Annotated in this window: 12 protein-coding genes; 8 read left to right on the top strand and 4 right to left on the bottom strand. The window is 61.2% G+C overall.

Features of this window, described 5'->3' with window-relative positions; all coding sequences use genetic code 11:
- Nucleotides 1-46 precede the first annotated feature (46 nt).
- On the bottom strand, nt 47-205 hold the full coding sequence (locus tag KZX66_RS15480) for a hypothetical protein (protein ID WP_248080816.1): 159 nt from the start codon (nt 203-205) through the stop codon (nt 47-49).
- Here KZX66_RS15480 and KZX66_RS15475 point away from each other — a divergent pair.
- A complete protein-coding gene (locus tag KZX66_RS15475; RefSeq protein ID WP_248080813.1) occupies nt 204-2063 on the top strand; it encodes a methyl-accepting chemotaxis protein in 1860 nt (619 codons plus the stop codon). The genes KZX66_RS15480 and KZX66_RS15475 overlap by 2 nt on opposite strands.
- 87 nt (nt 2064-2150) lie before the next feature.
- Here KZX66_RS15475 and uvsE read toward each other — a convergent pair whose 3' ends face one another.
- Nucleotides 2151-3179, bottom strand: a complete 1029-nt coding sequence (gene uvsE, locus KZX66_RS15470) for a UV DNA damage repair endonuclease UvsE (RefSeq protein ID WP_248080811.1) — start codon at nt 3177-3179, stop codon at nt 2151-2153.
- A 186-nt stretch (nt 3180-3365) separates the two neighbouring features.
- On the opposite strand from uvsE, the gene KZX66_RS15465 reads away from it, so the two are divergent.
- Together KZX66_RS15465 and KZX66_RS15460 are read left to right on the top strand one after the other, a co-directional pair.
- A complete protein-coding gene (locus KZX66_RS15465) occupies nt 3366-3779 on the top strand; it encodes a DUF2231 domain-containing protein (protein WP_248080809.1) in 414 nt (137 codons plus the stop codon).
- The gene (locus KZX66_RS15460) at nt 3776-5068 is read left to right on the top strand and encodes a sorbosone dehydrogenase family protein (protein ID WP_248080806.1); all 1293 of its coding nucleotides are present in this window, start codon (nt 3776-3778) and stop codon (nt 5066-5068) included. Before KZX66_RS15465 ends, KZX66_RS15460 begins: the two co-directional genes overlap by 4 nt.
- Nucleotides 5069-5142: 74 nt before the next feature.
- Here the strand turns inward: KZX66_RS15460 and KZX66_RS15455 are convergent, their stop codons facing one another.
- Nucleotides 5143-6546 (bottom strand): MFS transporter, encoded by a 1404-nt coding sequence (locus tag KZX66_RS15455; RefSeq protein WP_248080804.1) that lies wholly within the window; start codon nt 6544-6546, stop codon nt 5143-5145.
- A 413-nt stretch (nt 6547-6959) separates the two neighbouring features.
- Between KZX66_RS15455 and proP the strand changes: the two genes are divergently transcribed.
- From proP to KZX66_RS15440, 3 genes are all read left to right on the top strand, one after another.
- Entirely contained in the window at nt 6960-8462 is a 1503-nt protein-coding gene (gene proP / locus KZX66_RS15450) for a glycine betaine/L-proline transporter ProP (protein WP_248080801.1), read from the top strand.
- Between the two features lie 51 nt (nt 8463-8513).
- Nucleotides 8514-9020, top strand: a complete 507-nt coding sequence (locus tag KZX66_RS15445; protein WP_248080798.1) for a GAF domain-containing protein — start codon at nt 8514-8516, stop codon at nt 9018-9020.
- A 156-nt stretch (nt 9021-9176) separates the two neighbouring features.
- Nucleotides 9177-11756, top strand: coding sequence for an EAL domain-containing protein (locus KZX66_RS15440; RefSeq protein WP_248080796.1), 2580 nt, complete (start codon nt 9177-9179; stop codon nt 11754-11756).
- Here the strand turns inward: KZX66_RS15440 and KZX66_RS15435 are convergent.
- Complete coding sequence (locus KZX66_RS15435; protein ID WP_248080795.1) at nt 11749-12570, bottom strand: helix-turn-helix transcriptional regulator; 822 nt, start codon at nt 12568-12570, stop codon at nt 11749-11751. The two genes, KZX66_RS15440 and KZX66_RS15435, sit on opposite strands and share 8 nt — an antisense overlap.
- 97 nt (nt 12571-12667) lie before the next feature.
- Between KZX66_RS15435 and KZX66_RS15430 the strand changes: the two genes are divergently transcribed.
- A complete protein-coding gene (locus KZX66_RS15430; RefSeq protein ID WP_248080793.1) occupies nt 12668-13879 on the top strand; it encodes an MFS transporter in 1212 nt (403 codons plus the stop codon).
- Nucleotides 13880-13997: 118 nt separating this feature from the next.
- Nucleotides 13998-15128 (top strand): sensor histidine kinase, encoded by a 1131-nt coding sequence (locus KZX66_RS15425; RefSeq protein ID WP_248080791.1) that lies wholly within the window; start codon nt 13998-14000, stop codon nt 15126-15128.
- The last annotated feature ends 38 nt before the right edge of the window (nt 15129-15166 follow it).

Here is a 15166-nt window from a genome sequence, read left to right as displayed (position 1 = left end):
TTGTGTACAAAAAACCCTAAAGGTTTAGCCGGTACGCGCCGAAACATCAGTCATAGCAAATCGCCGCGCTTGGCTTGCGCAAGACGACGGTTTGGCCGCCCTCCACGTTGATGGTCGTTTCGATGAAAATAAAAAATAAGCTCGTGCTGGCTTTTGTCTCTGTCGCGTTCATCCCGGTAAGCCTGGTGGCCGTGATTTCTGTCATGAACACACGGACCCAGGCGGTCGACCAGTTTATCGACGGCAGCACCCGGGAAATCCGCCAGATCGACGGCAATATCCGCCAGTTCTTCGACGGCACACTGCAGAACGTCGATCAAATGGCGACCGATCCTGTGTACACCTCCATCAACACCTTAAAGAACTACCAACCCGCCGACGCGGCCAGCCTGCCCATGCCTGCCCAAGCGCAAAGCGTGATCGACCGCTTCGCACGCTATGGCGCAACCCACCCGGCAGCCGCCATCCTGTCCATCGGCCTGGAGGACGGCACCTACGTCAAATGGCCGGATGACCCGCAACTGGCCAAGTACGACCCACGCGCGCGCCCCTGGTACAAAGCGGCGATGGCCAGCCCCGGCAAAACCGTGCGCACCCCGGCGTACTACTACGACAAAGACGACGTGGCCCTGGTGGGCACCGCACGCGCATTGCTGGATAACGCCGGCAAAGCCAAGGGCGTGTTCGTGGTCAGCGTGTCGCTGAAAAATCTCACCGAACTGGTCAAGAGCATCAAGCTTGGCGAAAGCGGCTACGTGATGCTGATCGAAGACGGTGTGGTGTTGGTGGACCCACGGGACGCCGCCCACAGCTTCAAGCCGCTCAAAGACCTGGGCGCGCCCTATGCGCACCTGGCGGATACGCCTCAGGGTTCCACCGACGTGGAGATCGACGGCGTGCGCTACATGGCCAACGTGTGGACCTCGCCCGGCCTGGGCTGGCGCTACATCGGCCTGATCGAACACAACGAAGTGATGGCCGAAGCCACGCGCATGACCTACGTCACGGCGGTCATCGTTGGTGTGCTGGTACTGGCCTTCGGCTTGCTCGCGGCGGCGTTTTCCAAAGTGATCGTCAAGCCAATCGGTCAGGTCAGCAGCGGTTTGCAGTCCATCGCCGAGGGCGAAGGCGACCTGCGCCACGCGTTGCAGGTGCAAGGCAAAGACGAAACCGCCGAACTGGCGGGCTGGTTCAACAAGTTTCTTGCCGCGATTCGCCAGTTGATCCAGCACATTGGCGCGGCCTCGGCCAATTTGCAGAACGCCTCGAAGGTCAACAGCGAGGTCGCGCACAACATGAACGAAGCCGCCGGGCGCCAGCGTGAGGCAGTGGAACTGGTCTCGACGGCGTTCAACGAGATGGTCGCCACGGCCAACGAGGTTGCGCGCTCGTGCAGCGGCGCGGCGGAGTCTGCCGAGAACGGCCATCGCCGCGTGGCCGAAGGCAAACAGCAGATCGAACAGACCACCGATAACGTCAACCGCCTGGGACGTCGCCTGACCGAATCGTCCGAGGCGATGGTCGAGCTGGAAGCCGGCAGCCGCAGTATCAACCAGATCATCGGCACCATCCGCGCGATTGCCGAACAGACCAACCTGCTGGCGCTCAACGCCGCCATCGAAGCGGCCCGCGCGGGTGACCAGGGTCGAGGTTTCGCCGTGGTGGCTGACGAGGTCCGCGCGCTGGCCAAACGTACGTCCGACTCCACCGGCGAGATCGAGCAACTGCTCGGCACCCTGGGCAGCAAGACCGAAGAAGTCACGCAAAAAATGGGCAGTTGCCTGGACCTGTCACGGGCCAGCGTGTCGTCCATCGAAAGCGCGCGGGACAGCTTTGAAGGCATCCAGTTGTCGGTAAATGAAATCCGCGACCAGAACCTGCAAATTTCCGCCGCCGCCGAGGAACAACACAGCGTGGCCGAAGAGATCAACCGGCATATCCAGCAGATCTACGACGAAGCGCGCCTGGTGGAAAGCCTGGCCAACTCGGCGCAGGACGACTCGGGACGCTTATCCGATCTGTCGGATGAGCTCAATGGCTTGGTAGGCCGCTTCAAGTCCTGATAAGCGCGGCAACCCGACGCCCTTCGCAGCCCTCACAGGTATCCCCTGTGGGGGCTCAGGAGTTCCAGCGAGGCATCGACGACTTTCCTAGCCCGAGTGACGCTTGAAATGCTCGTAGAACGCCAACGCTGCCACGTTCTTGTCCTTGGCTTCGAGCATGATGTCGAAGCGGTCGAAAAACTGCAGTGCGTAGTCGTTGGTCCAGCGATTCCACATCTGCGCGCTGTGGCCGTACAGATCGCGCTTGGCGACTACCTGCAACAGTGGCTCCATTTCCAGTTTGTGTTCGGCGTCAAAACCCAGTTCCTGCAAGCTTTCCTGGGGTTGGGAGTAGTGCATTGTCGGGCGCACACCGCGCCAGCTGTCGATCACCCGTGCCACACGTGGCGAGTCGGGGTCAATGTAGTGGTTTTCGTTGATCCAGCAGTGGTGGATGTCCAGCACCACCGGTGCCAGGTCGGCCACTTGCAGGCAGTGATCAAGGCCGTAGGTCTTTTCATCGTTCTCGAAGGTGATGCAGTTGCGCGCCGCCTCTGACAGACGCGACCAGACTGCGCGGGTGCCTTCCACCCCAAGACGGCCGGCGATGTGCACGTTGCACTTGAGGTCCTGGAAGCGCCGGCCATAGCCCATCATGCGGATCATGTCGGCGTGGTATTCGAACTCGGCGAGGCTGTTTTCCACCACGCCGGGGTTTTCCGAACCGAGCACGCAGTACTGGCCGGGATGGAACGACAGGCGAATATCCGCAGCACGCGCCAGTTCGCCGATGGCAGCGAAGCCGTCGATCAATTGGCGTTCGATGGCGGGGTCTTTGTACACCGCGGCCACTTTCGGGTGGCTGTAGAACGGCAGCAAATCACTGCTCAGGCGCAGCATGTGCAAGGTCGGTGGCAGTTCAGCCACATAGGCCAGCAAGCGCAATTGCGCGGCCAGGTTATGGGTGACCACTTCGACCAGTTTGTCGCGGGCGACACGGGCGTCGACGCTGTCCATCCAGCGCAGTGTGGTGGTGCGCGGATTGAAGGGCCCCTCGATCAATTTCAAGGCACTGGCGGACAACAGGCGTTCGGGGTGCTTGTACTGGCAGGGGAAGCCGATGCGAGGATGAGTCATGAAAGCGCCTGCACACGAGGGAAGGATCGAATGATACGGCCTTAGGCCCAGGCTCAATCAAGCGGGTTCATAATATTTAGACATCAATCACGCTGAACTTTCCTACTTGCGGCGTGCTCATTTCCTATGTGCTGCCCCACCCAGGGGTGTTGGATAACACGTTGGAAAACAAGGAGCCGCCCCACCATGACTACCCTCTCCACTTACCGGCCCATGCCAGGTCCACTGCACGCGACCTTGCTCGCCGGCACCGTGCCGTTGTTTCTCGGGGCCTTGCTCAGTGATATTGCCTACGGCCAGACCTACCAGATTCAATGGGCCAACTTCGCCGCCTGGCTGATTGCCGGCGCGCTGGTCTTTGCTGGGTTTGCGTTGTTGTTCGCGCTCGTCAACCTGTTGCGCGCCGAACACAAGACCGGGCAACCGCTCGCCTACTTCCTGCTCTTGTTGGCGGCCTGGGTGCTGGGGCTCGTCAATGCCTTCCAGCATGCCAAGGACGCCTACGCCATGATGCCCGCCGGCCTGGTGCTGTCGGTGATCGTTACCGTGCTGACCCTCGCGGCGACCTTTACCGGCCTGCGTTGCGGAGGTGCCAAATGAACCCATCCAGTACATTGACCCTCCTGAGCGCCGCCCTGCTGCTCAGCGCCTGTGGCGGTGACGGTGATCCAACCCAGGCCCGTGGTCCGGATCCAAAACTGCCGGAGCAGCAAAGCAGCCTGGTACCGAGCATGAAGATCGCCGAACCCAGCCCCTGGGGCGAGCAAAAGCCCAAGGTGCCCGAAGGCTACAGCGTCACCGCCATCGCCACTGACCTGGCGATCCCGCGCCAGACCTTGGTGCTGCCCAACGGTGACATCCTGGTCGCCGAAGGCCGGGGCGGCAGCGCAGCCAAGCTCAAGCCCAAGGATGTGATCGCCAGCGTGATCAAGGCCCAGGGCAATACCAAGGTCAAAGGCGGCAACCGCCTGACCCTGCTGCGTGATGCCGACGGTGATGGCACCTACGAACTGAAAACCGTATTTGCCGAAAACCTCAACGCGCCCTACGGCCTGGCGTTCGCCGACGGCAAACTCTACGTGGCCAACCAGGATGCGCTGGTGCGTTTCGACTACACCGACGGCCAGACCAAGGCCAGCGGCGCGCCGACCAAAGTCACCGACCTGCCGGCGCAGATCAACCACCACTGGACCAAATCGCTGGCTATCAGCGCCGACGGGCGCCAGTTGTACGTAGGCATCGGTTCCAACAGCAACGTCACCGAGCGCGGCATGGAAGTGGAAATCGACCGCGCCATGGTCTGGCAGATCGACGCCGCCACCGGCGCCCACAAGCCCTACGCCACCGGTCTGCGCAACCCGACCGCGCTGACCATCCAACCCGACTCCGGGCAACTGTGGACGGTGGTCAACGAACGCGACGAACTGGGCCCGGACCTGGTGCCGGACTACCTGACCTCGGTGCGTGAAGGCGCGTTCTATGGCTGGCCTTACAGCTACTGGGGCCAGAACGTCGACCCGCGCGCGCAACCGCAGAACCCGGCGAAAGTCGCCGCCGCGATCAAACCGGACTACAGCCTCGGTTCACACGTGGCGGCCTTGGGCGTGGACTTCTCCATCCCGGCCATGGGCGAGAAATTCGCCGACGGCGTATTCGTCGGCGAGCACGGCAGTTGGAACCGTCCGAACCCTGTTGGCTACAAGGTGATCTTCGTGCCGTTCAGCAATGGCAAGCCTGCGGGCGAGCCGATTGACTTCGCCACTGGCTTTCGCGGTGATGACGGCAAGACCCGTGGCCGCCCGGTGGGCGTGACGGTGGATCCCAAAGGTGCGCTGATCATTGCCGATGACTTGGCCAATACGGTGTGGCAGGTGACGCGTAAACCCTGACTCAACGAGCAGACCGTGGCGCAGGCTGGCCGAAAACGGCCGACCTGCGCCACGGGGTCTCGCTGAACAGCGCATTACAAGTCCGTGATTTCCTTGTGGCGCGGCACCAACACCTTCATCACGCTCCAGGCCACCAGGTAGGCCAGCGCACAGATGGCGAACATGATCATGTAGCCGGTATGGATGTCGTTGATCGATTTGTAATAGTCGAACACCCAACCGCCGATCTTGGTCATCACCACACCGCCCAGGCCACCGGCCATACCGCCAATACCGACCACCGATGCCACGGTTTTCTGCGGGAACATGTCAGACACGGTGGTGAAGATGTTGCACGACCAGGCCTGATGCGCAGACGCGCCCACGCCGATCAGCAACACCGGCACCCAGAAACTGATGTAACCCAGCGGTTGCGCCAGCAACACCACCAGCGGGAACAGCGCGATCACCAACATGGCTTTCATACGGCCGTCGTACGGTGCATCGCCGCGCGCCATGAAATAGCTGGGGAACCAGCCGCCGCCGATGCTGCCAACCATGGTCATGCTGTACAACACGGCCAGGGGCACGACGATATCCGCGCCTTTCATTGCGTACTGCGCCGACAGGTAAGTGGGCAGCCAGAACAGGAAGAACCACCACACGCCATCGGTCATGAACTTGCCGAAGGCAAAGGCCCAGGTCTGGCGGTAAGTCAGCAGTTTGAACCACGAGACTTTCTTCGCGACGGTACCGGCAGATGCCTCGGTGAACGGCTGCACGGTCTGGTCGCTGCGGATATAGGCCAGTTCCTCGGTCGACAGGCGTTTTTGCTGCTCGGGCTTTTCATACAAGGCGGCCCACACGGCCACCCACAGAAAGCCGAGCATGCCGATCACCATAAAGGCGGCTTCCCAGCCCCACATACCCGCGATCAAAGGCACGCAGATCGGCGCCAGAATCGCGCCGACGTTGGCGCCGGAGTTGAAAATACCGGTGGCAAACGAGCGTTCTTTCTTCGGGAAGTACTCGGCCGTGGCTTTAATGGCGATGGGGAAGTTGCCCGCCTCGCCAATCGCCAGCACCGCGCGCGACAGCATGAAACCGGCAATCGACACCGGGATCACCGCCAGGCCGATCGCACCGCTGATGGCGGCAATGCCCTCGCCCATCGGCACGGAAAACGCGTGCATGATCGCGCCGGTGGACCAGATCGCAATCGCGACCACGTAGGCCGCCTTGGTGCCGATTTTGTCGACGAAGCGCCCGGCGAACAGCATGGAGATCGCATAGACAAACTGAAACACCGCCGCGATGTTGGCGTAGTCGGTGTTGCTCCAGCCAAATTGCGTCGACAACTGCGGTGCCAGCAGGCTAAGCACCTGCCGGTCGAGGTAATTGACGGTGGTGGCGAAAAACAGCATCGCGCAGATGGTCCAGCGATAGTTGCCGACCGCCTGGCCAACACGATGGGCACTGATGGGCTCGTTCAGATTCATGGCATCACTTTTTATTTTTGTTAGGTAGGACATATGTAACGTCATATGTCGTCGTACAACTGCAGCTTTTATATCGAGCCTCCTACCCGGTGTCAATCGGAAAGATTGCGCTATACCCCGCTATCGCTTGGGTATCAAATGTGTCGGATTTGATCAGTTGTAGGATGACACCTGCATAACACCCGACTTGGCGGCTGACCGGGCCCATCGTTCAGCGCGCCGATGCACGGCATACCGACCTTTTACAGCACACGGATAGACGCGGCGTGGTCAGGCCGCGCCCGCCCGAATACCTCGCTGTGCAAAAAAATAGCCGAAGCGGTGAATTTTTTCGTGTCCGCTTGTATCTGAACTGACAGAGCGGTGCTATCGCTGTGATAGCACCACCCCAGTTCAGTTTTAGAGTGGTTCGCATGAAATTACGTAAGAAAAGCGTCAAACCCATCGGGTTGAACGACATCACCATCGTTGACGACACCAAAGTGCGCAAGGCCATCACCGCCGCCGCACTGGGTAACGCCATGGAGTGGTTCGACTTTGGCGTCTACGGGTTCGTCGCCTACGTGTTGGGCAAGGTGTTCTTTCCCGATGCCTCCCCCAGCGTCCAAATGATCGCGGCACTGGGTACGTTCTCCGTGCCCTTCCTGATTCGCCCCCTCGGCGGCCTGTTTTTCGGTGCGCTGGGCGATAAATACGGACGACAGAAAGTCCTCGCGGCGACCATTGTGATCATGTCGCTCAGCACCTTCGCCATCGGCCTGATCCCCGGGTACGCCTCCATCGGCATCTGGGCGCCGATCCTGCTGTTGCTGTGCAAGATGGCCCAAGGCTTCTCGGTGGGCGGTGAATACACCGGCGCATCGATCTTCGTCGCCGAATACGCGCCGGACCGCAAGCGCGGGTTCCTCGGCAGTTGGCTGGACTTCGGCTCGATTGCCGGCTTCGTGCTGGGTGCGGGCGTGGTGGTGCTGATCTCCAGCGTGCTGGGTGAGGCTGAATTTGAAGCCTGGGGCTGGCGCCTGCCGTTCTTCCTGGCGCTGCCCCTGGGCATCATCGGCCTGTACCTGCGCCATGCGCTGGAAGAAACCCCGGCCTTCCAACAGCACATGGACAAGCTTGAACAAGGCGACCGCGAAGGCCTGAGCCACGGTCCCAAAGTGTCCTTCAAGGAAGTTGCGACCCAGCACTGGCGCAGCCTGTTGACCTGTATCGGCATCGTCGCGGCCACCAACGTGACGTACTACATGCTGCTCACCTACATGCCGAGCTACCTGTCCCATAACCTGCACTACAAAGAAAACAGCGGCGTACTGATCATCATCGCGATCATGGTCGGCATGCTGTTCGTGCAGCCGTTCATTGGGTTTATCAGCGACAAGATCGGGCGCAAGCCGTTCATCATCGCCGGCAGCGTAGGTTTGCTGTTTCTGTCGATCCCGGCGTTCATGCTGATCACCAGCGGCAAAATCGGACTGATTTTTGCCGGCCTGCTGATCCTGGCGGTAATCCTCAACTTCTTTATCGGCGTGATGGCCTCGACCCTGCCGGCGATGTTCCCTACCCACCTGCGCTACAGCGCACTGGCCAGCGCGTTCAACGTCTCGGTGTTGATTGCCGGCGTTACGCCAACCGCCGTGGCGTGGTTGGTGGAAAGCACCAACGACCTGTACATGCCGGCTTATTACCTGATGGTGTTCGCCGTGGTCGGCCTGATCACCGGCCTGACCATGAAGGAAACCGCCAACAAACCCCTGCGCGGTGCGGCCCCGGCCGCGTCGGATATGGAAGAAGCCAAGGAGCTGTTGCAGGAACACCACGACAATATTGAGCAGAAGATCGAAGACATCGACGCCGAGATTGCCGAGCTTGAAGCCAAACGCAAGACTCTGGTGCAGCAGCACCCGCGTATCAACTAAAACCTGACCGCGCGTGGTGGCCTGAACCACCACGCCTTTGGAGTGTTCAGCATGCTTTCCAGCGTCACCGCCCCACAATCGCTGCTCAGCGCAGATGAACGCGCTGCTATCGCCGAAATCGAAGCCACCACCAGCATCCTGCAATTGGTCACCCGCCTGACGGGCATGCGCTTTGCCGGCATCGCCAAGTTCACCGACCTCGAATGGGTAGTCTGCTCGGCGCATGACACCATGGACATGGGGATCCATGTCGACGACGTGCTCGAGCTGGAAACCACCTTGTGCAGCGAGTTCTGCATCAACCCCCAGACCCTGTTCGTTCCCCAAATCAGCGCCAACGGCCGCTTTGCGGCGCGCCCGGTGGTCAAGCAATTCGCCATCGAGAGTTACGCCGGCGCGCCGATCTTCCTGCCTGACGGGCGCCTGTTCGGTGCACTGTGCGCGCTGGACTCCAGAGCGATGCTGTTTGACGACCCCAACCTGCCGGAAACCCTGAGCCTGTTCGCGCGGCTGATTGGTTGCATTTTCTTCGCTAACTTGACGACGAATGATCGCTGAGCGACGCCTTGCCGGGCAGCCCGGCATCACGCGTCAGCGACCACGCGTCAGCGACCACGCACAGCGTCTGAGCCGCGCCTGAGGCGCTAAATATTTGCCCCGGGCCGCCGATAGCCTTTCATACCCCTGACTGACAGCGTGGCCCTGCGCGAAACAATGCCTAACTCCCTTGCTCCTATCGTTCGTTCGCTGTCCACGCGCACCAGCCTGTCGCTGACGCGCACGTCACTGTTCAATTTCATGATCCTGCTGGCGGGCGTCTTTGCGGCAGCGGCCTATTCGCTGATTTACCTCGCCCATGACATGGACCAGTCGGAGCAGGCCGAAAGCGCGTTTCACACCCGCAAAGCCATGCAGTCCATGGAAAAATCCATGCGCCTGACCGTCAAGGACTATGCGTTCTGGAGCGATGCCTACAAGCATTTGCACCTCAAGGTGGACAACGAGTGGGCCTATACCCGTGGCAATATCGGCGCCACGCTGTTCCAGGACTTCGGTTTCCAGGGCCTGTTTGTGGTCGACGACGCCGGGCGCACGGTGTATGCGGTGGTGGACGGCCAACTGCAAACCCTTGACCTCACCGAATGGCTCGACCAGCCCATCACCCAACTGCTCGAACAAGCGCGGGCCGGCGTAGAAAGCGAAACACCGATAAGCACCCTGATCAATGTGCGCGGCAGCCCGGCGCTCGTTGCCGCCGCCGCCATCACCCCAGGCACCGATCCGACCGTGGTCGCCGATGACCGAGAGCCGTCGGTGCTGATCTTCGTCGACATCCTCGACAGCGCGAAACTGGGCGTAATCGGCGATGACTTCGGTGTGGATAAACTGCACATCGCCACGCCGGAAGAAATCGCCAAGGGCACGTTTTTACCCCTCGGCGACAAGGGCAGCGCCGGCAGTTTGTACTGGCAGCCCGAACAACCCGGCAGGCGTCTGATCGGTGTCGGCCTGCCGCTGCTGGGCCTGGCCGCCCTGCTGGTGTGCCTGATGACCTGGGTGATTTTGCGCCGCAGCACGGCCGCCGCCCTTGCCCTTGACGCCAGCCACGCGTCGCTGCAAAACAGCCGGAGCGCCTTGGCCACCAGCGAAGCGCGCTTTCGCGATGTGGTGGAGGCCAGTTCCGATTGGGTCTGGGAGATCGATACCGAGTTGCGCTTCACCTATTTGTCGGAGCGTTTCGAAAGTGTCACAGGGCTGGCCCGCGACGTGTGGGTGGGTGCGGCCATGAACGATCTGCTGATCACCGAAGCCGGGCGGTTATCGCAATGGTTTTGCAACCCCCAGCGAAGCCCGGACCTCAACGTACAGTGCCTTTACCTCGATGCCCAAGGCCAGGAACGCACCACTCGGCTGGCGGCGCGGCAAATGCCGTGCGGGGGGTTTCGTGGCACGGCCACCGACGTCACCGAAGAAGTCGAGGCGCGGCGGCGCATCGAGTTTTTGTCCCAGCATGATGCGCTGACCGGCCTGCCCAACCGCACGCGCCTGCAAGCCTTTCTCGACGGCAAGCTCAAGGCGCTGCCGACTCCGGAGCGCCCTTTGGTCATGCTCAGTCTGGATCTGGACCGCTTCAAACCCGTGAATGATTTGCTCGGGCATGCCGCCGGCGACCGCGTGCTCAATGAAGTGTCGAGCCGTCTGACCGCTTGCGTGCGCCACGGTGACCTGGTGGCGCGGGTCGGCGGCGATGAGTTTGTGTTGATCCTCACCGAGGCCGGCACCCAGGATGAAGTCGAGAACCTGTGCGGGCGGCTGATTGCGGCCATCGAACAGGCCATTTGCATTGACGAGCAGGAAGTCTTTATCAGCGCCAGCATCGGCATTGCGCTGGCACCCAATGACGCCGTTGAAGTCGCTGAGTTGCTGCGCTACGCGGACATTGCGCTCTACGAAGCCAAGGCCGCCGGGCGCAATACCTGGCGCTTTTATTCGGGTGAAATGAACGCACGGATCATCGAGCGCCGCCGCCTGGAGAGCGACCTGCGGTACGCGATCAAGCACGGCGAATTGCGCTTGCACTTTCAACCGCGTTATCGCATTGCCGATGGGCAGATGGTCGGCGCCGAAGCGTTGGTGCGCTGGCAGCACCCGGTACGCGGCCTGATCGCACCGGACACCTTTATTGCGATCGCCGAAGAGTCGGGGTTGATCCTGTCGTTAAGCGATTGGGTGCTGGCCACCGCCTGCGCCTGTGCCGCCGAATGGCCGGATAACCTGTTTGTGTCGGTGAACCTGTCGCCCATCGAGTTCAAACGCGGTGATCTGGTACAGCGCGTACACCACGCACTGAACACCTCGGGCATCGACCCGGCGCGGGTGGAGTTGGAGATCACCGAGAGCGTGATGCTCGAAGACGCGGTGGGCGCGCTGGAGATCATGCACACCCTCAAACAGCTGGGCGTGCGCATTGCCATGGATGATTTCGGCACCGGTTATTCATCCCTCAGCTACCTGCGCGCCTTCCCGTTCGACGGCTTGAAGATTGACCGCAGCTTCCTCACCCGCCTGGAAGACAGCGCAGACGACAAGGCTATCATCCAGGCCATCGTCGGCCTGGGTCGTGCCCTGGCGCTGACCGTAACCGCCGAAGGCATCGAAACCGCCGAACACCTGGCCATGCTCAAGGCGGTGGCCTGTGATGAGGGCCAAGGCTACTTCCTCAGTCGGCCGATGGACGTCACTGCGTTCAACGGCCTGCTGGCCGATGATCGCCGGCACACGCAACCTATTTGAGGAACTGACTCGGCGTCTTGCCGAATTGCTTCTTGAACATGCTGGTAAAGGCGCTGGGGCTTTCATAACCAAGAGCCAGGGCCACATCGATGATCTTCTCTCCCAGCGCCATGCGCTCCAGTGCCAGCAGCAAGCGTGCCTGCTGGCGCCACTGGCCGAAGGTCATGCCGGTTTCCTTGCGAAACAGGCGCTGAATGGTTTTTTGGTCCAGCTGCAGGCGCTCACTCCAGTGCGCCACGGTAGAGGCATCGCCGGGGTCCTGTTGCAGGGCCTGGCAAATACGCTGAATACGCACGTCGCCAGGCTGCGGCAGGGATAACGGCAAGGCCGGCAAGAGGGCCAGTTCGTCGAGGATCAGGTGCATGATGCGCGCATCCCGCGAGTCCTCGGCATACGGCGGTTTCAAGCTGACCGAGGCTTTGATCAACTCGCTCAGCAGTGGCGAGATGCTCACCACCTTGGTCTCGGTGGACAAATTGGCGAAGCTGTCGGCGCGCACAAACACGCTGCGCATTTTCAATGCGCCGACGCAGCGCAGAGAATGCACATGCCCGCTGGGCATCCAAAAACCGCGGTTGGGAGGCACTGTCCATTGGCGCTGCGCCGAGTGCACGACCATGACCCCTTCGGTGGCGTAGAGCAGTTGGTGCTTCTCGTGGCTATGCTCGGGGATCAGCCAGTTTTCCGGATAATCGGTGGCCGAACTGATCACGGACCACTCGGCCTCGTCGATCTCTTGCAGGAATTTATCCAGGGATTTGATCATTTCGCCCTTTTTGCGACAGTTGCCGCCCCGATTTCGTGAGACAGGCATTTGTGGCGAATCTAGCATGAATGCCGAAACAATTTGAAATGGGCAACCGGCACACGTACCGGTTGCGCCTGTTCGCTGCCTTGTATGGAACGCCTGCATGTCGACACTTACCGCGTCACCCGCTGCTGCACCCAGTACACCCCAAGTAAGCCCACTGGTCATGCGCATCCTCGGCGCCTGCGCCCTGGCGCATCTGATCAATGACCTGATCCAGGCGGTGTTGCCGTCGATCTATCCAATGCTCAAGGCCAACTACGGCCTGACGTTTGCCCAGGTGGGGATGATCACCCTGACCTTTCAACTGACCGCCTCGCTGCTGCAGCCGTGGATCGGCTACCACACCGACCGCCATCCCAAGCCCTGGCTGTTGCCGGCCGGCATGGTGTGCACCTTGATCGGTATTTTGCTGCTCGCCTTCGTCGGCAGTTTCCCGCTGATCCTGTTGGCGGCAGGGCTGGTGGGCGTGGGCTCGTCGACCTTCCACCCGGAAACCTCCCGCGTGGCGCGCCTGGCTTCGGGCGGACGCTATGGCCTTGCGCAGTCAACCTTCCAGGTCGGCGGCAACACCGGCAGCGCGTTTGGCCCCTTGTTGGCGGCGGCGATCATCATCCCCTACGGCCAGGGCAATATCGCCTGGTTCGGCCTGTTTGCGGTGTTTGCGATCTTCGTGCTCTACGGCCTGAGCCGCTGGTACCGCAATCACCTCAATCTGTTCAAGCTCAAACAAGGCGGCCAGGCCACCCATGGCCTGTCCAAAGCCCGCGTGTCCTTTGCCCTGGTGGTGTTGGCCGTACTGGTGTTCTCCAAGTACTTCTACATGTCCAGCCTCACCAGCTACTTCACCTTCTACCTGATTGAGAAGTTCGGCCTGTCGGTGGCCAACTCGCAGCTGTACTTGTTCCTGTTCCTGGGTGCGGTCGCTGCCGGGACGTTCTTCGGCGGCCCGATCGGCGATCGGATCGGCCGGAAGAAAGTCATTTGGTTTTCTATCCTCGGCGCCGCGCCCTTCACCCTGGCGCTGCCCTACGTCGACCTGTTCTGGACCGCCGTGCTCAGCGTGGTGATCGGTTTTATCCTGGCCTCGGCGTTCTCCGCCATCGTGGTGTTTGCCCAGGAACTGGTGCCGGGCAATGTGGGGATGATCGCCGGTGTGTTCTTCGGTCTGATGTTCGGCTTCAGCGGCATCGGCGCCGCGTTGCTGGGGCTGCTCGCGGATAACCACGGCATCGAGTACGTGTACAAACTGTGCTCGTTCCTGCCGCTGGTGGGCATTCTGACGGTCTTGCTGCCGTCGACTAAAGGCGTTTAGCCATCTCGCTGCACAGTGTCAACGCACTGCGCAGCGCTACCGCGGCCGAATCGTGCTTAAATCCCTGTTTGGCAGCTCCGCGCGCGCTCTGCGTATTGCCACTTGCAAGGATCACCGCATGCGCCTGTCGGACTTTATCCTCAGTAACCTCGAACCGATCCTGCAGGACTGGGAAGACTTCGCCGCTACGATCCAGACACCAGGTATCGCCCTGGACCAGGAGGGTCTTCGCGATCACGCCGCGCAAATGCTGCAGGCCATCGTCGACGACCTGCGCACCAAGCAGACGATGCAGGAGCGGCTGGACAAAGCCCAGGGCCTGGCCCCGCAGCAAGACACCGAAACCCCTGCCGAAACCCACGCCGTAACACGCTTGATGGCGGGGTTTTCCATCGACCAAATGGTGTCCGAGTACCGCGCGCTGCGCACCAGTGTGCTGCGCCAGTGGCTCAGGCACATCAAGGGCAACACGGCGCTGGACGTGGAAGACATGAACCGTTTTCACGAAGCGATTGACCAGGCCCTCGCCGAATCCATCGCCAGCTATTCGCGCGCGGTGGAAGCCTCGCGCAATGTGTTCCTGGGTATTCTCGGTCATGACTTGCGCACGCCCCTGGGCGCTATTCTGCTGGGCGCCGACATGCTCAGACGCGCGCCATCGGGCAGCGACCGCGACATCCGCGTGGCCGGGCAAATCTACACCAGCGTTCAGCGCGCCAGCCAAATCGTGGGCGACCTCCTCGACCTGACGCGCTGCCAGATGGGCCCGGGCATTCCGGTAAGGCGCGTGCAGGTCGACCTCGCGCCGATCTGCGAGCGCATCGTGGCAGAGATCCAGGCGTTTGATCCGAAGGCAATGCTGCGCTTTGAATCACATACGGCGGCGGTTGGCCTGTTCGACGGCGCGCGAATGGAGCAGGTGTTCTCCAACATCATCAGCAACGCGGTGCATCACGGTGATCGGCACGCCCCCATCAACGTGGCGCTGACCGTCACGCAAGACAGCTGCGTGTTCAGCGTGCACAACCACGGCAACCCGATCCCGAACGACGTGCAGCCCTTCATTTTCAACCCCATGGGACGTTTTTCCCAACGTGCGGTGATTGAGCAAGGCCCTACCGAAGGGCTGGGCCTGGGCCTGTTTATCGCCTCCGAAATCGTCGCCTCCCACCAGGGGCTGATTGAAGTCGAATCAGACCGCCAAAGCGGCACGCTGTTTCGCGTGACGGTGCCGCTGAACGGCGCATGATTGCCGCAGTAGCCGTTCGCCACTTACGCTCCGAAAAC

The sequence above is a fragment of the Pseudomonas sp. EYE_354 genome, from assembly GCF_023148575.1.
GTDB lineage: Bacteria > Pseudomonadota > Gammaproteobacteria > Pseudomonadales > Pseudomonadaceae > Aquipseudomonas.
The sequence above is the reverse complement of the archived record's forward strand: the minus strand, read 5'-3'. Positions and strand labels throughout refer to the sequence as shown.